Source organism: Mesorhizobium sp. A623 (assembly GCF_054489405.1).
Genome location: NZ_JBTMXB010000023.1, coordinates 1 through 19,787 on the forward strand (window position 1 = coordinate 1; position 19,787 = coordinate 19,787).

The window sequence follows — 19,787 nt, forward strand, 5'->3', positions numbered from 1 at the left end:
GGTACAAGGCAGCCACGGCATAGCCAACGGCATCAAAGGTTGAAATCCGTCCGCACCCCGATCAATGCACCAAGACCTCGCTGGACAAAGGTGGCCACTTCGCCGCGATGGAATAGCCCGAGTTGTTGGCGCAGGATATTCGGGCGTTCTTCAGACCCCTTAGGCGCGCCGAGCCGCCTACCTCAGCCCGATAGCGCGGTCCCAGTAAGGCGGCGTGCCGAAGGTCTTGCGTAAATGGGCAACGAACAGCCTGACTTTTGCCATATGGGACCTGCCAGGCATGCGAATGGCGTGAATGGATGTCGAACGCGCGGATGGCTGCCGGGTATCGGGAAGCACTTCCACCAACTTGCGGGCCACGATCATGTCGCTGACCAGCCAGCTTGCCAGATGCACTATCCCAACGTCTGCCAGCGCCGCGTGGATGAGAGCGCCGGTATCGTCCGAACCTATATTGCCATGAACATTGGGCGAAGATTGGCTGGCCGATTATCCGAACCCTTGCGCGCTTCGTCGCTGGGATCGCCAGCCGATCGGCCATGGCGGGCGTGTTGGAACTGTCGAAAAAGCACCAGTTCAAAGCAGATATCGATGCTGCCTCGTGCCGCGCCATGTTCCCCAGAACGAACAGACCGCGTCCTAACTGCAAAACTATCGGCGCCATGCTTTACTGCTGGGCGAACTACGCCGCCAAATGCTGGGACAGGTCGGTCTGTAGCCTAAATCAGGCAGAGCACAAAACGCGCCTTTTCTATCGATCCGGACCATCGATCAACAAGCTGAGATAAGCCGTCTCAATGCGTTTCCTACTTGGCTCTCCGGCAATCCAAGGTCCCGCATGGCACTCATATGATTGGCTTCTGCGACCACACTGTTTGAAATATTCAGTCCTTGGTCACGGAGGTGATCGGAAAATTCCAATGCCTGCGAATGGAAGGGTTTGGATTCTTGCTCTCCCGCGAGAATCGAAACAGTAACATCGGGATCGTGCCGCCGCCTTAGCGGTGAAAAGCGGCTTACCTCATCGTCAGTGATGGCTATTTCATTTCTCAGGAAAGACGATTGAAGCGGTTTCAGATCGTAGATGCCACCAAGCAGCAGACCGGCCCGAACCCCGGACGGTTTCTCGTCTTCATCGAACAGGAATGTACACAGGTGCGCACCGGCTGAATGGCCACTTATGGTGAGTCGTCCTGCATCGCCTCCATTCTGGCCGATGTGATCGCGGACCCAACCTTTCGCGCGCCGTACTTGGTCGACGATCACGTCCATACGGACAGCGGGCATCAGCGAATATCCTATGACGGCCGTTATTGCTCCTGCCTTGACCGCCGTATCGGCCACAAAGGAAAAGTCCTTTCTGGAAAACATGCGCCAATAGCCGCCGTGAACGAAGATATGGACGGGCGCTCCTTCAAGATCGCCTTCGGGGAAGAACAGGTCGAGCTTCTCTGTCGGGTCGTCGCCGTAAGCGATATCAAGCGACGAGCGCAACGTCGCACGCGTGGCTTGGCTCCTGTCGACGAATTCACGTACCAGCTCATCAAACTCAGGAGCATAGTTTCTAGTCCTGAACGGATCGACTTCCATGACGCGGGCTCCCTCGGGCAGAATCAAAAGGTTGCGGCTATGTATTTTGCCTCCATGAACTCCAGCACGCCATGGGATCCGCCTTCACGGCCGAGGCCGCTCTGCTTGACGCCGCCGAATGGTGCCGCCGGGTCCGACATCAGGCCGCGATTGACTGCCACCATACCGGCTTCGATGCGCCGCGCTACCCTCATTCCACGGGTCAGGTCGCGCGTGAACACATAGCCGGCCAGCCCGTACTCGGTTTCGTTGGCGCGTGCTATGACCTCATTCTCATCGTCGAAACGGATCAACGCTGCGACCGGGCCAAATATTTCTTCGTGAACCATCGCCGCCTGCGCCGGCACATCGCCAAGTACGGTCGGCGGATAGAAGAAGCCCTTTCCATTCGGGCGGGTTCGACCACACAGCACCCTGGCGCCGCGTTCGACCGCATCCTCAACGAGCCGCTCTATCTTGTCGACGGCCTTTCTGGTGATCATCGGGCCGCATTCGGATGCGTCGTCCGCGCCCGCCCCGATGGCAAGCGCCGACATGCGCTCCACCAGCTTCGTGGCAAAGGCATCGTAGATGCCGGCCTGAACATAGATGCGGTTCGCTGCCGTGCAGGCTTCGCCGGCGTTGCGCATCTTGGCGACCATCGTGCCTTCCAGCGCCACTTCCAGGTCGGCATCGTCGAAGACGATCAGGGGAGCATTGCCGCCAAGTTCCATCGAACAGCTCAAGACGCTCCTCGCAGCTTCGGCCAAAAGCGTGCGGCCAACGCCCGTCGAGCCGGTGAAGGACAGCTTGCGCACGCGCGGGTCACCGAGCATCGCGTTTGTAACCGGTCCGGGTGTCGAGGTCGTCAGCACATTGACGACGCCTGCCGGCACACCGGCTTCCTGGTAGATGGCGGCCAAAGCGTAGGCGGTGAGGGGCGTTTCGCTCGCGGGCTTGAGGATCACCGTGCATCCGGCCGCTAGCGCCGGGGCGATCTTGCGTGTCGCCATGGCCGCCGGAAAATTCCACGGCGTGATCAGGACGCAGATTCCTATCGGCTGGTAGTCGACGACGATCCTGTTCGTGCCTGACGGCGACAGCCCGAAATCCCCGACGATGCGCACCGCCTCCTCGGCGTTCCAGCGAAAGAATTCGGCGGCGTAGGCGACTTCGCCACGCGCATCGCGTAGCGCTTTTCCGTTTTCCAGTGAGATAAGCTTCGCCAGACTTTCGGAGCGCTGCGTGATCAACTCGAAGCAGCGGCGCAGGATTTCCGAGCGTTTCCGCGGGGCCGTAGCCGCCCAACCGGGGGCCGCCTTGGCCGCAGCATTCACAGCCGCAGCCGCGTCTTTCAATGTTGCGTCAGGCACCTCCGCGAGAACCGCTTCGGTCGAAGGGTCGATAACCGGGATCGTCTTGGCGTCGGGGTGCCACAACCACTCTCCGTCGATGAACAGCCCCTTGGGTATGTCTATTGCCAGCGTATCGAGGGGGGTGGGGTGGATAGGTTGGGCGAGGTTCATGGGACTTGTCCTGATGGAGAATACTTCAGACAGCGGCTGCGGAAAGGTCGCCGTCATAGGCGGCCTGGACCAGGCGACGCATCGAAGCGCCGTCGAGTGGGCGAGGATTGTTCTTGATGAGGCGGTCAATGCCGACCGCCTGTTCGGCCGTCCACTCCAACTTCTCGGGAGGCAGGCCGAGCGCGGCCAGCGTCGGCGTAATGCCGATCGCCTTGAAGATGCGTGCGACCTCTGCAATCGCGGCATCCGCCATCTGTTCACGGCTGCCACCAGCATTTCCGAGCCCAAGCGCGCGTGCAATTTCGGCCATCTCGTCCATGGCGCAGGAGCGGTTGTACATCATCACGTAAGGCATCATTGTCGCCACGCCGAGACCGTGTGCGGTGTGGGTGAGCGCGCCGGCTGGATACTGGATGGCATGGGCGGCGGCTGTCCCGGCTGTGCCGAAAGCGCAGCCAGCAGCCAAAGCACCCATCATCACGTCCGCGCGGGCGGCCTCGTCGCCCCCATCGGCGCTGGCTTTTTCCAGGCTTTTGCCAAGGAGACTGATCGCCAGCAGGGCGAAATGGTCGCTAAGCGAGCTTTTGCCGATAAACACATGCCGTTGTGCCAGTTCGGCATCGCCGGGTCGCCGTGCTGCTGTGAATGCCTCGATCGCATGCGTCAGAGCGTCAGCCCCGGCAATAGCGGTAAGACCGGGAGGGCAGGTCAAGGTCAGGTCCGGATCGCAAATAGCAGCCCCTGGAATGAGATACGGACTGGACACGCCAACCTTCAACGTACGGTCCGGATCGGAAATCACAGCCACCGGCGTGACTTCCGAACCAGTCCCGGCTGTCGTCGGCATTGCGATCACCGGCAATATCGGCCCCGGAACCTTGAACTCTCCGTAATAGTCCTGAAGGTTGCCGCCATGGGTCAGCAGCAGCGAAGCGCATTTCGCCATGTCCAGGCAACTTCCGCCGCCAATCCCGATCACCAGGTCTGGCCCGAAGCTTCGCACTTCTTCCACGCACAGGGCGACGGTATCTCTCGGGACGTCCGGCAACACCTTGTCGTAGACATGAACGTCGATTGAGGCCGCACGCAGCGAAGCAACGATCTCGCCGAAAACGCCAGTGCCCGAAAACCGCTCGTCGGTGCAGATCAGCGCGCGCGAGCCGAGACGTCCGGCAACCGTGGCAAGTGCGGCGCGTTGCCCTTTGCCAAACAGAATTTCCCGTGGCAGGCGGATGGCGGCGTACAGGCTCATATTAGAAGTCCCTGGTTGAACGGATTGGTCTGCTTCGGTTGGAACAAGGATGTCGTTTATTCAGAGCCTTGGCAGAGTTTGGCGGCCTCGTAAAATAAAATCGTATAGGATATCCGATTGCATAGACGCAAACATCGTGCTAGAAGCCGCCCATTGTCAAGGGGCAAAAATGCGCGGCACGACTTCAATCATCTCCGAAGCACATTCAGGAATTGGCGAGACGCTCCCGATCCAAAGGGCGAACAGCCTCGCCGAAGATGTATACGAAGCGATCTTCGGTCAGCTGATGGCGCTCAAGATCGCGCCGGGTTCGCGCATCACAGTGGACAATCTCGTTCGGGAATTGAACGTGTCCCACACCCCCATCCGTGAGGCGCTGGGCCGCCTTGAGGGAGAAGGGCTGGTGGTGAAGACGCATCTGGTCGGCTACAGCGCCGCTCCTCAGATCGTGAGACGCCGCTTCGATGAGCTTTATGAGCTGCGTCTGTTGCTGGAGCCGAATGCCGCGAGATTGGCGGCGATGGCTATCGATGAGACCAGCATGCGCGAGCTCGTCAAGGCTGCCGGCGTCATGGCGCGTGATGGTGCGAGCGACCGCGTTCGCTACTCCAAGTTCGCCCGGCAGGATGCCGTTTTTCACGACGAGATATTGCAGCTCGCGGGTAATGAACTCATCCGAAAACTGCTGGCGGCGCAGCACACGCATTTTCATATCTTTCGGTTGATGTTTCACTCTCGGGTGACCGAAGAAGCGCTCGATGAGCATCAGGCCATCTTGTCGGCCTTTTCGAACCGCGATCCCGACGAAGCCGAGAGCGCCATGCGCGCGCATATCGAGCACTCGCGCGATCGCCTTTTGCCGGCGTTCGAAGAATGACGCGTCCCGCGAATGGCGCGTTCACCAGGAGCGGAACAGTAGACGACTGTCCGGTGCTGTGCGCACAAGGCCTGTCGAAAAAATTCGGCCCGGTTACCGTACTTTCCGACATCACGCTGGACATCCATGCGGGCGAGATTCACGCGATCATCGGCGAGAATGGCGCGGGGAAATCCACCTTCATGCGCCTGCTTTCCGGCTATGCGGAGCCGACGACCGGCACATTGTCGATGGACGGCAAGCCGATTTCCTTTCGCAGCGCCGCTGAGGCCCAGGCCGCCGGGATCGTGCTCATCCATCAGGAAATATTGCTCGCCGAAGGACTGACGGTCGCCGAGAACATATTTCTCGGCAAGGAGCTCACGCGCAACGGCGTCGTTGACGATCGCGCGATGAACCGCGTGGCGGCGGTCAAGCTTGCGGAGATGGGCTGCGAAGTCTCTCCCGACACGCTCGTACGAAACGTTGCCCTGGCTGACCGCCAACTGGTGCAGATTGCCCGCGCGCTGCTCGAGGAGCATCGCCTTGTCATATTCGACGAGCCGACCGCGGTCCTCACGAACGAGGAAGTGGCGACGCTGCTCGGCCTCATTCGGCGGCTCAAGGAGCAGGGCACCGCCATTCTCTACATCAGTCACCGACTTGATGAGGTGCAGCAACTCGCCGACCGCATCACGGTGCTGCGCGACGGCGAGATGGTGGGGACCTACGAGGGCGGGACGCTCGACCAGCACGCTATGGCCAATCTGATGGTCGGTCGGGAGCTGGCAACGCTCTATCCCGCGAAGACGGCGAGTTCCAGAAGCGAGCCGATGCTTGAGGCCGAGCACGTAAGCGTTCCCGGATTTGCCGACGACGTATCGTTTGCCGTTCACCGTGGAGAGATACTCGGATTTGCCGGCATGATCGGTGCGGGTCGCACCGAAGTATTCGAGGGCATTCTAGGGCTGCGCCCGGCCACGGTCGGATCGCTGCGATTTTGCGGCAAGCCCATCCACGTCACGAAGCCGCTCGATGCGATCGAGGCAGGTATTGGATACTTGACCGAAGACCGTAAAGGCAAAGGCCTTCTTCTACAGGATGGTCTTGCTGAAAACCTTACGCTGTCGGCGCTTTCACGCTTCCACCCTCGCTTTTATCTGAACCGAAGGCGAGAGGCCGAGGCACTGTATGGCGCGGTGGAAAGCTACGACATCCGGCTGAAAAGCCTGGATGTGAGGGCTGGCCAGTTGAGCGGCGGAAACCAGCAGAAGCTCCTGTTGGCCAAAATCCTGCTCACTGATCCTTCCGTGGTCATTATCGATGAGCCGACGCGTGGCATCGATATCGCCAACAAGAGCCAGATCTATGAATTTCTCCAACAACTCGTTCGCGCCGGGAAAGCCTGCATCGTCATCTCGTCGGAGATGCAGGAACTGATCGGGCTGTGCGACCGCATTCTCGTCATGCGTGGTGGGCGCATCAACGGCGAGTTGTCCGGCACCGAAATGACCGAGAGCAACGTAGCGCTGCTTGCTACGAGCGACGCGGGCGACAAATTGCCCAAAAAAGAGATTCCTGCCCATGAGTGATATGACGCAAACACCAGCCGCGACGCTGCGGGCACCGTCAGGCTTTCGTATCGACTGGATAGATGCCGGGCCGTTTCTGGCTCTCGCCGCCCTGCTTGTAGTGGGCTTCCTGATCAATCCGGACTTCCTGTCGGCCAACAACATCACCAACGTCGTCACGCGCAGTTCCTTCATCGTCATCATCGCGGTCGGCGCCACCTTCGTCATTTCATCTGGCGGCCTCGATCTGTCCGTCGGTTCGATGGCGGCATTTGTTACCGGCGTGATGATCCTGTTCATGAATGCCATGGTTCCTAGCCTCGGCACCGGCGCGCTGGTGGCGGGGATGGGCATGGTGATCGTGGCCGGGCTGCTTTGCGGCCTCGCCAACGGCGTTATCGTCACGGTGGGCCGGATCGAACCTTTCATCGCCACCCTTGGCACCATGGGAATTTTTCGCGCGCTGATCACGTACCTGTCCGATGGCGGCACCATCCCGATCGACAAGAGCCTGCGTGAAGCCTACCGGCCGGTCTATTTCGGAACCGTGCTTGGCATACCGGTCCCTGTCCTCATTTCGCTTGTCGTCGCAGCCGTCGCTTCCTTCGTGCTTTACAAGACGAAATACGGCCGCCGCTGCGTTGCGGTCGGGGCCAATGAGGAAGTCGCGCGCTATTCCGGTATCTCGATCATCCGGACACGCACCATCGCCTACGCCATTCAGGGTGTTTGCGTGGCTGTCGCCGCCATCTGCTATGTGCCGCGCCTTGGCGCGGCAACGCCGACGACCGGCGTGCTTTGGGAATTGCAGGTCATTACCGCCGTCGTCATCGGCGGCACGGCGCTTCGCGGCGGCAAGGGCCATATCTGGGGAACGGTGGCAGGCGCCGTGATTCTGGAATTGATCGCCAATTTGATGGTGCTTTCGGACTTCGTCTCCGAATACCTCGTTGCCGCCGTTCAAGGCGTCATCATCATCATTGCCATGCTGATCCAGAGATTTTCGAAATAACCCGCGCCCGGACCACGCGGCTTGCATTTTCTCAAAGGTCCACTTCAAGGGAGGAACGAATGTTTAGTAAAAAATGGGTCGCAGCCGCAGCCATCGGCTCGTTGCTGATTGCCGGATCGGCCTTTGCTCAGGACAAAAAGACCATCGCGGTATCCATTCCCGCAGCCGACCATGGCTGGACGGCGGGCGTCGTCTATCACGCGAAAGCGGCTGCCAAGGAAATAGAAGCAGCCTTCCCTAACATTGAGGTCATCGTAAAGACCTCGCCTTCGGCCGCGGACCAGGTTTCTGCAATCGAGGATCTTTCGGCCACGCGCGATATCAATGCGTTGGTAATCCTGCCCTACAGCTCCGAGGAACTCACGGGACCGGTCAAGGCCATCAAGGATAAGGGAACCTTCATCACCGTGGTCGATCGGGGCTTGACCGACGCATCGGTGCAGGATTTGTATGTGGCCGGCGACAACATTGCGGTGGGCAATTCAACGGCCAAGTTCCTGGTCGACAAGCTTGGCGGCAAGGGCGACCTGGTTGTCCTTCGCGGCATTCCGACCGTTATCGACGACGAACGCATCAAGGGTTTCCAGGACGGCATTGCCGGAAGTGACCTCAAGATTCTCGATATCCAGTATGCCAACTGGAATAGCGACGATGCCTTCAAGTTGATGCAGGACTATCTCGCCAAATATCCGAAGATCGATGCCGTTTGGGCCAATGACGACGATATGCTGCTCGGCGTTCTGGAGGCTGTGAAGCAATCCGGCCGCACCGACATCAAATATGCGCTCGGTGGCAACGGCATGAAGGAAATAGTCAAGAAGGTGATCGACAAGGATCCGATGACGCCCATCGAGACGCCTTATCCGCCGTCGATGATCAAGACCGCCATCTACATGACGGCGGCTCAGTTCAACGGCCAGGCTCCGATCCGTGGCAGCGTCAAGCTGGACGCTCCCCTCATCACTCCGGAAAATGCGCAGGAATACTACTTCCCCGATTCACCGTTCTAGGAAAATCCCAATGCCGAGCAGGCATTTGAGCCTGCCCGGCAGCACGCCATAACAAACAGAGGAAACGACTATGCCAGGCAAGAAGATATTGATGCTGACTGGTGAATTCACCGAGGAATACGAAATCTTCGTTTTCCAGCAGGCCATGGAAGCGGTTGGTCATACGGTGCACGTCATATGCCCCGACAAGAAGGCGGGCGAGAACATCAAGACATCGCTACACGATTTCGAGGGCGACCAGACCTACACAGAGAAGATGGGACACTATTTCACCATCAACAAGACGTTTTCGGAAGCCAATCCCGAGCAGTATGATGCCGTCTATTGCGCTGGCGGCCGGGGGCCGGAATACATCCGCACCGATAAGCGCGTGCAAGCGATCGTGCGTCACTTCCATGAAGCGAAAAAGCCGATCTTCACAATCTGCCACGGTGTCCAGATACTGATTGCCGTCGACGGGGTCGTGCGAGGCAAGAAAGTTGCTGCACTCGGTGCATGCGAGCCGGAAGTTATCCTGGCAGGCGGGACCTATATCGACCTATCGCCTACCGATGCCTATGTCGATGGCAACATGGTTTCTGCCAAGGGTTGGACGGCGCTGGCTGCGTTCATTCGGGAATGCCTCAAGGTTCTTGGCACTGAAATCCGCCATAACTAATGGAAAAGCGCTGCGTTTCCCTTGAGGATACGCAGCGCTTTGAAATCCTGATAGCCATCCAAACGTCACCGTCTCCGGAAGCGCTGGGCTGGTCACTTCCGCAGCATACAGCCTGCAAATCCGCCGTTCGAACGTGGTGCGCATAGAACGATGTTGCAGGCTAGCATCGATCCAATCGCCGCATGCTCGATGGATGACCTAGCGGTACGTCAGCGGCGGTCTCTACTACATCTTGCTATGGGGCAGGCTCTCATGCCTTGGCGTGATCCCACCCGCCAGCCTTCCCTAGGGCTTCGATGAGGGCCTTGCGTCCACTCCCGGCAAGCAGGACCGGAACGAAATAATCTCCGGATTGATCTCACGCATAGCGTTCAGATCCACGTGGGCAGCAAGTGGGCCTTCGTCCAAACTCAAGTTGACTGCCTCATAGGTTTGCCTACGTCTTGATCGTAAGGGGGGTGATCGGTCGAGGTCACCTTATGGCAAAAGCGAAAATCAACGCTCCGGATTTGGAGCCGAACAACCTGATGTACGGGCCGACATTCCGTCTCGCCCTGGAGGCGTCGGGATGGTCTCCCGGGAACGTCGCCCGCTCATTGCTCGTAATGTCTGCCGACGTGTATGATCGGTTCGCGGATGATCCGCTTGCCGGCTAGAGGCATCGGTGGTTACCTGCCTACGATGAAGGTTGCCATTTTTACGATCATCTCAATGTTGGCCTTCGCCGCGAACTCCGTGCTGGCCAGACTTGCCCTTTCGCATGGCGCCATCGACCCACTTGGATATACAGGTGTGCGCTTGGTGTCCGGCGCCGTCGTCCTCGCCGCATTGGTTTATTTCCGGTCGCGGCGTACGATGGGAGCAGGAACGGGAAGCTGGTCAGGCGCACTTGCATTGCTGCTTTATGCCGGGACGTTCTCCGTCGCATATGTGATCGTTGGTGCGGGGCCAGGAGCACTCATTCTCTTTGCCAGCGTGCAGATCGGAATGCTAGCTTGGGCAATCGTGAAAGGCGACAGACCTGTTCTGTTGGAGTGGCTCGGAATAGCCGTCGCGTTCCTCTCTCTTGTTTATCTGGTTTCACCGGGACTTGTTGCACCACCGCTTCCTGGAGCAATGCTGATGGTTGTCGCAGGCCTTTCGTGGGCGGCGTACAGCCTTTTGGGCAGAGGATCGCTGTCGCCATTGACCGATACCGCTGGCAACTTTGTCCGCTGTTTGCCGATCAGTATCGTCCTGATGGCAATTGGTGCATTGATGTTCAGGCCAAGCGTGGAGGGAGTGGTCTACGCGGTCGCCTCTGGCGCAATTGCATCAGGCCTCGGGTACATTATTTGGTACAGCGTTCTACCGAAGCTCTCGCGCACACGGGCGGCATTTGTTCAATTGACCGTGCCGTCCATCGCCGCCCTTGGTGGTGTCGTCTTCATCGGGGAGATGCTGACTGCACGACTTGTGATCGCGACTATCGGTATCGTTGGAGGCGTCGCGCTGGCACTTCTGGCGGCACAGCGTAAGAGTTCAGATGGCTAGGCGAAGAAGTTCGGCCCGGAATATGATGGCCGTTTGCGGCGGAAACCACCAAGATCCAACGATGTTTGGCATTTGGATGATGCCTGCCGTTGCCGCTCCTCACCTCCTTCAGCACGGGAGCCTTTCCTTTTGTGGGCATCTTGCCGCAAGATGCCGCGCGGTCACGCATTGTGGCGTGCAGGCTCAGACTGGAGAGAGGCAATGACTTTTTTCTATATGCTGTTAGCGTTCCTTCTTGGGTTGGTTGTAGGCTGGTTCCTATGGGGGCGCCAGCGTGGTGAACTCAATGATCTGCGAGGTAGCCTTGATAACACGCGCAGCGAACGTGATCGGCTGAAGGCCGACGCGAATCGCCTGGGCGGTGAACTGGAAGCTTGTGGGAGCGCACGAGCCGATCTCGAGCGCCAACTGAGCGAGGCCAGGGCAAAGCCGTCCCCTGCCGCCTTGATATCGGCTCCGGTCGCTGCTGCCACTTCCCTGCCTTCAACCGCTCCGAAAGGGCCTGTCGCGTCGGCACCTGCCAAACCCGCGAAGGTCAAGCCCGCAAAGACCGGATCCGCCAAGCCGAAAGCTGCGAAATCCACCGGCAAAGACAATCTGCGGCGCTTGATCGGCATCGGGCCTGTGAATGAGCGCCGTCTAAACGAACACGGCACCACCACCTTCGCTCAAATTGCCGCCTGGACTGCGGCTGACATCAGGAGCGTGGAGGATTATCTCCAGTTCGACGGCCGCATTAAGCGCGAGCAGTGGGTTCAACAGGCGAAACTTCTGGCTGCCGGCAATGAGAAGGAATTTGCCCGCCGCTTTCCCACGGCGGGAAGTTCTGACAATACCTGAACGCGTTCGGAGGGGTTATCTGATCAAAAAAGGGCGGCGCTCCCGAAGGAGCATTGCCTGAAACCGCCCCCGCCGCTCGCCCGAAGGTCCGCCGCTCGCCGTAGGTCGCATCCACTGCGCCGTGATGCCAATAACGCTTTGCGACAGGCTGTCACGGTTGCCCGCGCTGCTTTGGCGCGGATCGCCCGGAGGGCTTCAATTTCACCCGAATACGCATCGTTTCGCCTTCGGGATGGCCGATTTCGAACTCATTCGTCTTTCGCACGAGGTCACTCAATTTGCGGGAGCCGAAGGTGCGCGGGTCGAAGTCGGAGAGGGAGTAGGAGCCTGTCCCCAGCACATCTGGTTGCTCGAGATACAGCCCATGATGGTATTCAATCCCGCCACCAGCGAGGGCGCGGCGGGCATCCGGTCACTCATCGCCGCTCGCGCCAGGCAACCCGCATCCCCGGCCAGCGCGATTGACCGGCACATCGTCCAGACTTAGCAGCGGCTTTCTCGCCAAGCGAACGTCAGCGTCGGCAATATTCAAGCTTCGCGTGGACGAACGGGTAACCACCATCCGTAATCGTTCTCAAAGCTAGCAGCGGACGCATTGCGTGAGCGAACCCGCGGCTACCAGGAGATCAGTTCAAGTAAGCAGCGCTTCCTTACGACCTCGTATCCGCAGTGTCGATTTGAACGAGAAACGTAGAAGCAGGCTTTGACACCGGATTCCTGGCTACAGTTCTGGCGTTGACAACGCGTCTTGAAATCAGTATTGGATACAATTATGGTTCCGGATACACAAAAGACGCAAGCAGAATCGATTGCCGATAAAATCAGGGCGCTCATCTTGAACGGGGTCTTTCGTCCCGGTCAAGCGCTGCGGCAGGAGGCGTTGGCGGAACAGCTTAGTGTCAGCCGCACACCGCTACGGCATGCCCTTCAGTCACTTGCCGACGACGGGTTGGTCGAGACAGCCGGCTACAAGGGAGCAAGGGTCGCAAGACTCGATCAAGGAATGGTCGGAGATTTGTTCGAGATGCGGCTTTTGCTGGAACCGCTCGCGCTCAAATCCGCCTTTCGACACCACACCAAGCTTAATTTTGCCGAAGCGGAGATGGTGCTCGATGCGGCCGATGCGGAACAGGAGCCGTCTAAGCTTTCGGAACTGAACTGGGATTTTCATCATGCCCTGTACCGTCCATCAAAGCGGCAGACGCTGTTGAGGACCATCGAACAGCTCAACAAGGCATCGGCTCTGGCGGAGGTGATCGCGAGTTCCATTGTTGTCCGCCCCGAGAAATCGGCTGCCGAACATCGAAAATTGCTTCAGGCCTGCCGAAATGGTGACGAAACCGGTGCGATTTCAACGCTGGGCGAGCATTTGCGGCTTGCCCATCACGCCATTCGAAATGGGAACGAATAACAATGCCCATCATAAACAGGATCGCCGAATTTCACGACGAAATGACCCAGTGGCGGCATCATCTTCATGCCAACCCCGAACTCTCCTTTCAGGAATATGAAACCGCTAAATTCGTTGCCGAAAAACTTCGTTCCTACGGGATCGACGTGACCGAAGGTGTAGGTGGAACGGGCGTCGTGGGTGTCCTTTGCGGAAATCGGAAAGGCGAGCGCTCCATCGGGCTGCGGGCGGATATGGATGCGCTTGCGATTGAAGAACGCAATGATTTCACGCATCGCTCGGTGAACAGGGGCGTCATGCATGCCTGCGGCCATGACGGGCATACCACTATGCTTCTTGGTGCCGCCCGCTACCTTGCCGAGACCAGAAATTTTGAGGGCCGCGTTGTCTTCATCTTCCAGCCCGCCGAGGAGATGGGGGGTGAAGACGGCGGCGCGGCGCGCATGATCCGGGAAGGGCTGTTTCAAAAGTTCCACTGCGACGAAATTTACGGCTTGCACAATTGGCCGGGTATGGACATCGGAACCTTCGCCGTGAAAGCGGGGCCGATGATGGCGTCGGGCGATGGTTTCGATATCGAGGTTTCGTCCACCGGAATGCATGCGGCCCAACCGCAGAAAGGGGTCGATGTTATTCTGACAGCCGGACACATCCTCGTCGCACTTCAGCAGATTTCCGCGCGAAACACCGACCCGCTGGATGCAATCGTCGTGAGTGCCACGCAAATTCATGGTGGTGATGCCTATAATGTCTTGCCGAACAAGGTCACCATTCGAGGCACTGTGAGGGCATTCTCTCCCGACGCGCGCGCGGCAGCCGAGCCGGCGCTGCGGCGCATCGTGGAAGGCATCGGGCTATCGACCAGCGCGCAGTGCAAGGTATCCTACGTTCAGCAATATCCAACGCTCATCAATTCGCAATCCTCTGCCCGATCGGCAGAGGCAGCGGGATTGTCGGTATTTAATAAGGTCGAGACAAACCCGCCGCAGACGATGATCGTCGAGGACTTCGCCTTCATGCTCGAAGACCGACCCGGATGCTACGGCTGGATCGGCAATGGACCGGATGATAATGGCCGCATCCTTCACAGCGCGTGGTTCGATTTCAACGACGAAGCGTTGCCTTTCGGGGCTTCCTACTTCGCATCACTCGTTGAGGCGAGGCGGAACTAGGTTCTGCAAACTTTTCTGTTACGGTTTGTCTGGCAATGACGTGCGATGGCTTGCGGAGGTTCAGATGTTCGGGGCTGCCATTTCGACCAATAGGTCATCTGCTTTTCGTCCGTAGTAGTTCTTGATAAGTTGACAACTCCGCGGCGATCCCGATGCAGCCGATCATATCGTTTGCAGCGGCGTGCGCAGGTGATATTTCGCGAAATTCGCCATGAGGTCGTGCAGGTTCTCGCCCTGGATCGCAATGTGGCTGCGCAGCGCATGGGCGGCCCGCTCAGCATCACCCTTTTGAACCGCGTCCTGGACTTCGCGATGCTCCTGCATGGACTGCCGCAGCCGCCCGCGCACGCGTAGCTGGAGCCGCCTGAACGGTTTGAGACGTTTGTGCAATTTGGACGCTTCCTGGGCCAGGAAGGAATTACCGCTGGCGTGATAAAGCACGTGATGGAAGCGTTCGTTTTCCCGATAGTATTCGTCGGTGTCGCCTTTTTCCTCGGCTTTCTGGCAAGCGATCGCGGCCTCCTCCAGCCTGTCGAGTTCTTCATCGGTGATGCGCCGCGCCGCAAGACGACCGCACATCGCCTCCAGTTCGGCCATCACGTCGAACATCTCGATCAGCTTGATGCTTGCCGTTGTTCAGGCAGACACCTCCATCAAAGCCCGGGATCAAACATCTAGGGTTGTGACTATCAATCTATGGTATTTCGGAGAATTTCTGATATTTTTTCAGAATGTCCGAAAGTCATGTCAGCACGACCATATCCGAGACGACCTATCGTCAGATCAGGGCCGACATCATTTTCGGCCGTCTGGCGCCCGGCGAGAAATTGCGACTGGACCGGCTTAAGACGCTTTACGGTGCCAGCGTTTCCACGCTGCGCGAAATCCTCAACCGTCTGGCTTCCGACGGGCTGGTGATTGCCGAAGGGCAACGCGGTTTCGAGGTGGCCCCGGTTTCGCCGCAGGATCTGAAAGAGATCGCCGCACTCCGGCAATTGCTGGAATGCTATGCGATGGAACTGTCCTTCGCTGCCGGCGACATGGACTGGGAGGGGCGCGTAGTGGCGGCGCACCACAAGCTGCAACAGATGGAGCGGCGCATGATCGCCGGTGACCATTCTATCACCAAGGAGTGGAAGCGCTACGACTGGGAGTTCCATCAGGCGCTGATCTCGGCCTGCGGATCAAAGGTTCTGATGGACACGCATGCCGCCGTTTTCGACAAGTACCTACGCTACCAGATGGTTTCGCTGACCTTTCGCGGGCAGATCGCGGCCGACGAACACTGCCAGATGCTGGAAGCCGCGCTGGCGCGGGATGCCGCTACCGCCCAGACGATTCTGCGCAAGCATGTCGAGGCCGGCGTCGAGCGCGGCCTGCTCGCCAGCAAACCGGAATTCCAGAAGCAGAAAAAACCGGCACTGGCGCCTGAGTCGCTCGATCTGAGCTACGTTCGACCTTCTCGCTCGCGCCTGTGAGCCGTGCCCAGGCCCTTGCGCGCCGTCATGGCCAGCGAGGGTCTCTTTGCCAAAAATGCTTTATCGGATAAAATGGAAAATCTATGGTGCTGCCTTCTTTATGGGTTGCCGCTGGGGAATGATCGTGCCATGATTTTCATGGGACGGTGCCGGCGATGAAGCGCCGCTCATGCAATTCAGGGAGGAAAGCATGAAAATCAGGATCGATCGCCGCCGTTTTCTCGGCGGCATGGCTGTCGCTGCCGCCGCACTTCCAACGTTCAGCCGACGGTCCTTCGCGCAGGACAAGATCACGCTGCGCCTGTCGTCACCGGCGACGCCCGGGGACCAGCGCGCAGTCGCGCTGACTGAGATATTCGCGCCGGCAGTCAAGGATTTCGTCACCTTCGAGCCGCACTGGAACGCGGAACTGTTCAAGCAGGGCACCGAACTCGAGGCGATTGCCCGCGGCAATCTCGAAATGTCGATCACCTCGGCGCAGGAACTGGCGACGATCTATCCGGAATGGTCGATCTTCACCGCGGGCTATCTCCATCGCGACGCCGAGCATCAGAAGAAGGTGTTCGCCGCCGACTTCATGGATCCGATGAAGAAGAAGGTCGAGGACGAACTGGGCGTGAAGCTCCTGGCGGTCATGTATCTCGGCCGCCGCCAGCTCAATCTCAGGATCGACAAGGATATCAAGGTTCCCGCCGATCTCGCCGGCGTCAAGCTCAGGATGCCTGGCACCGACGCCTGGCAGTTCCTCGGCAAGGCGCTGGGCGCCAATCCGGTGCCGATCGCCTTCACGGAAATCTACACCGCGCTGCAGACCGGCGCCATCGACGGCCAGGAAAACCCGCTGCCGACGGACAAGAATTCCAAGTTCTACGAGGTCACCAAGCAAATCTGCCTGACCAGTCATTTGGTCGACCTGAACTATCTCGCTTTCTCCAAGAAGGTGTGGGACGGCCTCACGCCGGAGCAGCAGGCGACCGTGCAGAAGGCCGCGGATGACGCGGCGGAATCCGGCCGGCAAAAGCAACTCAAGCTGGAAGCGGATCTCGAGCAGTTCTTCAAGGACAAGGGGTTGAAGGTCTATACGCCCGACGTCGACGCCTTCCGCCAGCATGTGCAGAAGGCTTATCTCGAATCCGAGTTCGCCAAGGACTGGCCACAAGGCATGGTCGACAAGATCAACGCGCTCTGATCGGAGTCTGATCCATGTCGGCAACCTTACGCTGGTTGCAGGCGAGGGCCGACAATGTGGCGGTGGCGCTGCTCACCGCCATGTTCGTCGCCTTCATGCTGCAGATCTTCGCGCGCTATGTCATCAACTACCCGATCGGCTGGACGCTGGAGGTGTGCCTGACCGCCTGGCTGTGGCTGGTGTTCTGGAACTCCGCCTTCGTGCTCACCGAGCGCGACCATGTTACCTTCGACCTGCTATACCTGATCGTCAACCGCCGCATGCAGCGCGTCTTCGCGCTGGTTTCGGCGGTGGCGATCGTCGCCGGTTTACTGGCGGCGCTACCTGCGACCTTCGACTACATCACCTTCTACAAGATCAAGAAAAGCGCCACGCTGCATATCCGGCTGGATATCGTGTTCAGCGTCTACGGCATGTTCGCCGTCGCTACCATCCTGCGCTATGCCTGGCACATCTGGCGCCTGCTGCATGGCGACAGGCCAGAGCCGCATGACGAGGCGACGCCGGTATGACGCTCGCCTTCTCGCTCTGCCTTCTGGCTCTGTTCTTCTTCGCCGGGATCGGCACCCCGGTCGCCTACTCCATGATCGTGGCGGCGATCGTCTATCTCGCAGTCAAGGGCCAGGACCTCGGCCTCGCCGCCGAGCAGATCATCCAGGGACTCTATGACGGCTTCATCATCCTGGCCGTGCCGCTGTTCATCGTCGCCGCAAACATCATGAACGCGGGCACGATCAGCGAAAGGCTGCTGAGCTTCTGCATGGCGATCGTCGGCCGCCTGCGTGGTGGCCTCGGCCACGTCAATATCGTGGCCAACATCATCTTCGCCGGCATGTCCGGCTCGGCGGTGGCCGATGCTGCGGGCCTCGGCAAGGTCGTCATCGAAATGATGACCAAGGACGGCCGCTATCCGCGCGGCTACGCCGCCGCCATCACCGCCGCCGCCTCGACGATAGGACCGATCATCCCGCCGTCGATTCCGATGGTGATGTATGCGCTCGTCTCCGACGCCTCGATCGGCTACCTGTTTCTCGGCGGCATCCTGCCCGGGCTGTTGATGGGCCTGGTGCTGATGGCACTCAATGCCAGGATCGCGCACAAGCGCAACTTCGCCGTCGAGGAGGCGGTGCCGCTGCGCGATCTGCCCAGGGTCACGCTCAACGCCTTCCCGGCGCTGCTGATGCCGGTGATCCTACTCTATGGCATCTATGGCGGCGCGACCACGCCGACCGAAGCGGCCGCGGTGGCCGCCGCCTATGCGCTCATCCTGGCCGCCCTGTTCTACCGCGCGCTGAACTGGAAGGCGCTTTACGCCATCATTTCGGACAGCGCGCGGTCATCGGCGGCTATCGGCCTGGTGATCGGCGGCGCACTGATATTCAACTACATCGTGGCCAGCGAGAACATCCCGGCGCAGATGGCCGCTTCGCTGAAGGGGCTGGACATTTCCCCGCTCGGCTTCCTGTTCATGGTCAACCTGCTGCTGCTCTTCCTGGGCTGCCTGCTCGATGCCTCGACCATCATTCTCGTCATTGTGCCGCTGTTTGTTCCCACCTGCCACGCGCTCGGCATAGACCTCGTGCATTTCGGCGTCGTGGTGGTCGTCAACACGATGATCGGGCTGATAACGCCGCCCTATGGCGTAGTGCTTTTCGTCATCAATGCCACGACGGGCATTCCGCTGCGCGAGATCATCGCCGAAATCGTGCCGTTCATTGGCGTACTGGTGTTCGCGCTTTTGCTGATGATCCTGTTCCCGGACATCGTGTTGTGGATGCCGAGGCAGTTCGGATACGTCGGATGAGCACCGCGCTTCGGAACGGCGGCAGCGCCGTTGTCGGCGGCCGGGTGCGGCTCGGCCTGATCGGCGACAACATCGCCCGCTCGCGCTCGCCCGACCTGCACCGGCTGGCCGGACAGCTGTGCGGGCTCGACGTGAGTTACGAGTTGTTCGTGCCGCGCGACATTGGCGGCGATTTCGACGCGGTTTTCGACGCCTGCCGCGCCAGCGGCCTGCGCGGGATCAACGTGACCTATCCTTACAAGGAGACGGTCGTGGCCAAGGTGCAGGTCGGCGAGCGGGCGCGACGCATCGGTTCGGTCAACACGGTGGTCTTCGACGAGAGCGGTCCGGTCGGACACAACACCGACCATTCCGGTTTTCTCGCCGCCTATCGCTCGGCCTTCGGCGATATGTCGCCCGGCCGCGTGGCGCTGGTCGGGGCGGGTGGCGTCGGCAAGGCGGTGGCGTTCGGACTGGTTGCACTCGGCGCCCAGGAGATCGCGATTGTCGACCGGGACGCGGCGAGGGCGAGGACGCTGGCCGAGGCGATCATGGCTGCCCCGGAAGGCGGCGTCTCCGCGACGGTCGCCGACGACGTATGCGGGGCGGTGCGCGACGCCGACGGCATCGTCAATTGCACGCCGCTCGGCATGGTCGGTCATGCCGGCTCCGCCATTCCACTCGATCTGCTTGGCTCGCAGCGCTGGGCGTTCGAGGCCGTCTACACACCGGTCGACACGCCCTTCAAACTGGCGGCGGAAGCGACCGGCCTGAAGACGCTCTCCGGCTACGAGCTGTTCTTCCGCCAGGGCGTCGACGCCTTCCGCATCTTCACCGGGTTGACTCCCGACCTCGATGCGCTGCGCCGCCTGCTGATTGAAACCGCATCAAAGTGACAACGAAGGAAAATCCTGTGCCCGAAACTCA

The 19,787-nt window shown here is 59.6% G+C and carries 20 protein-coding genes and 2 pseudogenes; 16 read left to right on the forward strand and 6 right to left on the reverse strand.

Annotated features, from left to right (window positions below; all coding sequences use genetic code 11):
• Positions 1-177: 177 nt before the first annotated feature.
• From ACX3P1_RS19705 to ACX3P1_RS19720, 4 genes and pseudogenes are all read right to left on the reverse strand, one after another.
• Positions 178-456, reverse strand: a pseudogene (locus ACX3P1_RS19705) (LysR substrate-binding domain-containing protein); the annotation flags it as partial.
• Positions 457-771: 315 nt separating this feature from the next.
• Entirely contained in the window at positions 772-1,590 is an 819-nt protein-coding gene (locus tag ACX3P1_RS19710; protein WP_459081302.1) for an alpha/beta hydrolase, read from the reverse strand.
• A gap of 23 nt (positions 1,591-1,613) precedes the next feature.
• Complete coding sequence (locus tag ACX3P1_RS19715) at positions 1,614-3,095, reverse strand: NAD-dependent succinate-semialdehyde dehydrogenase (RefSeq protein ID WP_459081303.1); 1,482 nt, start codon at positions 3,093-3,095, stop codon at positions 1,614-1,616.
• A gap of 25 nt (positions 3,096-3,120) precedes the next feature.
• Positions 3,121-4,347 (reverse strand): iron-containing alcohol dehydrogenase, encoded by a 1,227-nt coding sequence (locus ACX3P1_RS19720; RefSeq protein ID WP_459081304.1) that lies wholly within the window; start codon positions 4,345-4,347, stop codon positions 3,121-3,123.
• Positions 4,348-4,516: 169 nt separating this feature from the next.
• Between ACX3P1_RS19720 and ACX3P1_RS19725 the strand changes: the two genes are divergently transcribed.
• The 8 genes from ACX3P1_RS19725 to ACX3P1_RS19760 all read left to right on the forward strand — a co-directional run bounded on the left by ACX3P1_RS19725 (position 4,517) and on the right by ACX3P1_RS19760 (position 11,827).
• Positions 4,517-5,224 carry a GntR family transcriptional regulator gene (locus tag ACX3P1_RS19725; RefSeq protein ID WP_459081305.1) on the forward strand — a complete coding sequence of 236 codons (708 nt, stop codon included), beginning with the start codon at positions 4,517-4,519 and terminating at the stop codon, positions 5,222-5,224.
• Entirely contained in the window at positions 5,221-6,795 is a 1,575-nt protein-coding gene (locus tag ACX3P1_RS19730; protein ID WP_459081306.1) for a sugar ABC transporter ATP-binding protein, read from the forward strand. Before ACX3P1_RS19725 ends, ACX3P1_RS19730 begins: the two co-directional genes overlap by 4 nt.
• Position 6,796: 1 nt before the next feature.
• Complete coding sequence (locus ACX3P1_RS19735; RefSeq protein ID WP_459081354.1) at positions 6,797-7,786, forward strand: ABC transporter permease; 990 nt, start codon at positions 6,797-6,799, stop codon at positions 7,784-7,786.
• Between the two features lie 59 nt (positions 7,787-7,845).
• Positions 7,846-8,796, forward strand: coding sequence for a substrate-binding domain-containing protein (locus ACX3P1_RS19740; RefSeq protein WP_459081307.1), 951 nt, complete (start codon positions 7,846-7,848; stop codon positions 8,794-8,796).
• Positions 8,797-8,866: 70 nt separating this feature from the next.
• On the forward strand, positions 8,867-9,454 hold the full coding sequence (locus tag ACX3P1_RS19745) for a DJ-1/PfpI family protein (RefSeq protein ID WP_459081308.1): 588 nt from the start codon (positions 8,867-8,869) through the stop codon (positions 9,452-9,454).
• 479 nt (positions 9,455-9,933) lie between these two features.
• Complete coding sequence (locus ACX3P1_RS19750; RefSeq protein ID WP_459081309.1) at positions 9,934-10,110, forward strand: hypothetical protein; 177 nt, start codon at positions 9,934-9,936, stop codon at positions 10,108-10,110.
• Between the two features lie 25 nt (positions 10,111-10,135).
• Entirely contained in the window at positions 10,136-10,987 is an 852-nt protein-coding gene (locus ACX3P1_RS19755; protein WP_459081310.1) for a DMT family transporter, read from the forward strand.
• Positions 10,988-11,188: 201 nt separating this feature from the next.
• A complete protein-coding gene (locus ACX3P1_RS19760) occupies positions 11,189-11,827 on the forward strand; it encodes a proton-conducting membrane transporter (RefSeq protein WP_459081311.1) in 639 nt (212 codons plus the stop codon).
• Positions 11,828-11,978: 151 nt separating this feature from the next.
• On the opposite strand, the pseudogene ACX3P1_RS19765 reads toward ACX3P1_RS19760, so the two are convergent.
• A pseudogene (locus ACX3P1_RS19765) lies at positions 11,979-12,140 on the reverse strand (OST-HTH/LOTUS domain-containing protein); the annotation flags it as partial.
• Between the two features lie 51 nt (positions 12,141-12,191).
• Here ACX3P1_RS19765 and ACX3P1_RS19770 point away from each other — a divergent pair.
• The 3 genes from ACX3P1_RS19770 to ACX3P1_RS19780 all read left to right on the forward strand — a co-directional run bounded on the left by ACX3P1_RS19770 (position 12,192) and on the right by ACX3P1_RS19780 (position 14,410).
• The gene (locus tag ACX3P1_RS19770; RefSeq protein ID WP_459081312.1) at positions 12,192-12,314 is read left to right on the forward strand and encodes a hypothetical protein; all 123 of its coding nucleotides are present in this window, start codon (positions 12,192-12,194) and stop codon (positions 12,312-12,314) included.
• A 261-nt stretch (positions 12,315-12,575) separates the two neighbouring features.
• Positions 12,576-13,238 carry a GntR family transcriptional regulator gene (locus ACX3P1_RS19775; RefSeq protein WP_459081313.1) on the forward strand — a complete coding sequence of 221 codons (663 nt, stop codon included), beginning with the start codon at positions 12,576-12,578 and terminating at the stop codon, positions 13,236-13,238.
• A 41-nt stretch (positions 13,239-13,279) separates the two neighbouring features.
• Positions 13,280-14,410: a M20 aminoacylase family protein gene (locus ACX3P1_RS19780; protein ID WP_459081355.1), complete on the forward strand. Its 1,131-nt coding sequence runs from the start codon at positions 13,280-13,282 to the stop codon at positions 14,408-14,410.
• A 162-nt stretch (positions 14,411-14,572) separates the two neighbouring features.
• Here the strand turns inward: ACX3P1_RS19780 and ACX3P1_RS19785 are convergent, their stop codons facing one another.
• Complete coding sequence (locus ACX3P1_RS19785) at positions 14,573-15,019, reverse strand: GntR family transcriptional regulator (protein WP_459081314.1); 447 nt, start codon at positions 15,017-15,019, stop codon at positions 14,573-14,575.
• Between the two features lie 122 nt (positions 15,020-15,141).
• On the opposite strand from ACX3P1_RS19785, the gene ACX3P1_RS19790 reads away from it, so the two are divergent.
• From ACX3P1_RS19790 to ACX3P1_RS19810, 5 genes are all read left to right on the forward strand, one after another.
• Positions 15,142-15,888, forward strand: a complete 747-nt coding sequence (locus tag ACX3P1_RS19790; protein WP_459081315.1) for a GntR family transcriptional regulator — start codon at positions 15,142-15,144, stop codon at positions 15,886-15,888.
• Between the two features lie 190 nt (positions 15,889-16,078).
• Positions 16,079-17,077, forward strand: coding sequence for a sialic acid TRAP transporter substrate-binding protein SiaP (locus ACX3P1_RS19795; protein ID WP_459081316.1), 999 nt, complete (start codon positions 16,079-16,081; stop codon positions 17,075-17,077).
• Between the two features lie 14 nt (positions 17,078-17,091).
• A complete protein-coding gene (locus ACX3P1_RS19800) occupies positions 17,092-17,589 on the forward strand; it encodes a TRAP transporter small permease (RefSeq protein WP_459081317.1) in 498 nt (165 codons plus the stop codon).
• Entirely contained in the window at positions 17,586-18,881 is a 1,296-nt protein-coding gene (locus tag ACX3P1_RS19805) for a TRAP transporter large permease (protein ID WP_459081318.1), read from the forward strand. The genes ACX3P1_RS19800 and ACX3P1_RS19805 overlap by 4 nt, the downstream gene beginning before the upstream one ends.
• Positions 18,878-19,756 carry a shikimate dehydrogenase family protein gene (locus ACX3P1_RS19810; RefSeq protein WP_459081319.1) on the forward strand — a complete coding sequence of 293 codons (879 nt, stop codon included), beginning with the start codon at positions 18,878-18,880 and terminating at the stop codon, positions 19,754-19,756. Before ACX3P1_RS19805 ends, ACX3P1_RS19810 begins: the two co-directional genes overlap by 4 nt.
• Positions 19,757-19,787: the final 31 nt, after the last annotated feature.

Excerpts from the sequence above, each read along its gene's own strand:
- ACX3P1_RS19730 (WP_459081306.1), top strand. The coding sequence starts at position 5,221 with ATGACGCGTCCCGCGAATGGCGCGTTCACCAGGAGCGGAACAGTAGAC.
- ACX3P1_RS19755 (WP_459081310.1), top strand. The coding sequence starts at position 10,136 with ATGAAGGTTGCCATTTTTACGATCATCTCAATGTTGGCCTTCGCCGCG.
- ACX3P1_RS19800 (WP_459081317.1), top strand. The coding sequence starts at position 17,092 with ATGTCGGCAACCTTACGCTGGTTGCAGGCGAGGGCCGACAATGTGGCG.
- ACX3P1_RS19725 (WP_459081305.1), top strand. The coding sequence starts at position 4,517 with ATGCGCGGCACGACTTCAATCATCTCCGAAGCACATTCAGGAATTGGC.
- ACX3P1_RS19735 (WP_459081354.1), top strand. The coding sequence starts at position 6,797 with ATGACGCAAACACCAGCCGCGACGCTGCGGGCACCGTCAGGCTTTCGT.
- ACX3P1_RS19810 (WP_459081319.1), top strand. The coding sequence starts at position 18,878 with ATGAGCACCGCGCTTCGGAACGGCGGCAGCGCCGTTGTCGGCGGCCGG.
- ACX3P1_RS19710 (WP_459081302.1), bottom strand. The coding sequence starts at position 1,590 with ATGGAAGTCGATCCGTTCAGGACTAGAAACTATGCTCCTGAGTTTGAT.
- ACX3P1_RS19760 (WP_459081311.1), top strand. The coding sequence starts at position 11,189 with ATGACTTTTTTCTATATGCTGTTAGCGTTCCTTCTTGGGTTGGTTGTA.
- ACX3P1_RS19720 (WP_459081304.1), bottom strand. The coding sequence starts at position 4,347 with ATGAGCCTGTACGCCGCCATCCGCCTGCCACGGGAAATTCTGTTTGGC.
- ACX3P1_RS19785 (WP_459081314.1), bottom strand. The coding sequence starts at position 15,019 with ATGTTCGACGTGATGGCCGAACTGGAGGCGATGTGCGGTCGTCTTGCG.
- ACX3P1_RS19770 (WP_459081312.1), top strand. The coding sequence starts at position 12,192 with ATGATGGTATTCAATCCCGCCACCAGCGAGGGCGCGGCGGGCATCCGG.
- ACX3P1_RS19740 (WP_459081307.1), top strand. The coding sequence starts at position 7,846 with ATGTTTAGTAAAAAATGGGTCGCAGCCGCAGCCATCGGCTCGTTGCTG.
- ACX3P1_RS19795 (WP_459081316.1), top strand. The coding sequence starts at position 16,079 with ATGAAAATCAGGATCGATCGCCGCCGTTTTCTCGGCGGCATGGCTGTC.
- ACX3P1_RS19780 (WP_459081355.1), top strand. The coding sequence starts at position 13,280 with ATGACCCAGTGGCGGCATCATCTTCATGCCAACCCCGAACTCTCCTTT.
- ACX3P1_RS19745 (WP_459081308.1), top strand. The coding sequence starts at position 8,867 with ATGCCAGGCAAGAAGATATTGATGCTGACTGGTGAATTCACCGAGGAA.
- ACX3P1_RS19790 (WP_459081315.1), top strand. The coding sequence starts at position 15,142 with ATGTCCGAAAGTCATGTCAGCACGACCATATCCGAGACGACCTATCGT.
- ACX3P1_RS19805 (WP_459081318.1), top strand. The coding sequence starts at position 17,586 with ATGACGCTCGCCTTCTCGCTCTGCCTTCTGGCTCTGTTCTTCTTCGCC.
- ACX3P1_RS19750 (WP_459081309.1), top strand. The coding sequence starts at position 9,934 with ATGGCAAAAGCGAAAATCAACGCTCCGGATTTGGAGCCGAACAACCTG.
- ACX3P1_RS19715 (WP_459081303.1), bottom strand. The coding sequence starts at position 3,095 with ATGAACCTCGCCCAACCTATCCACCCCACCCCCCTCGATACGCTGGCA.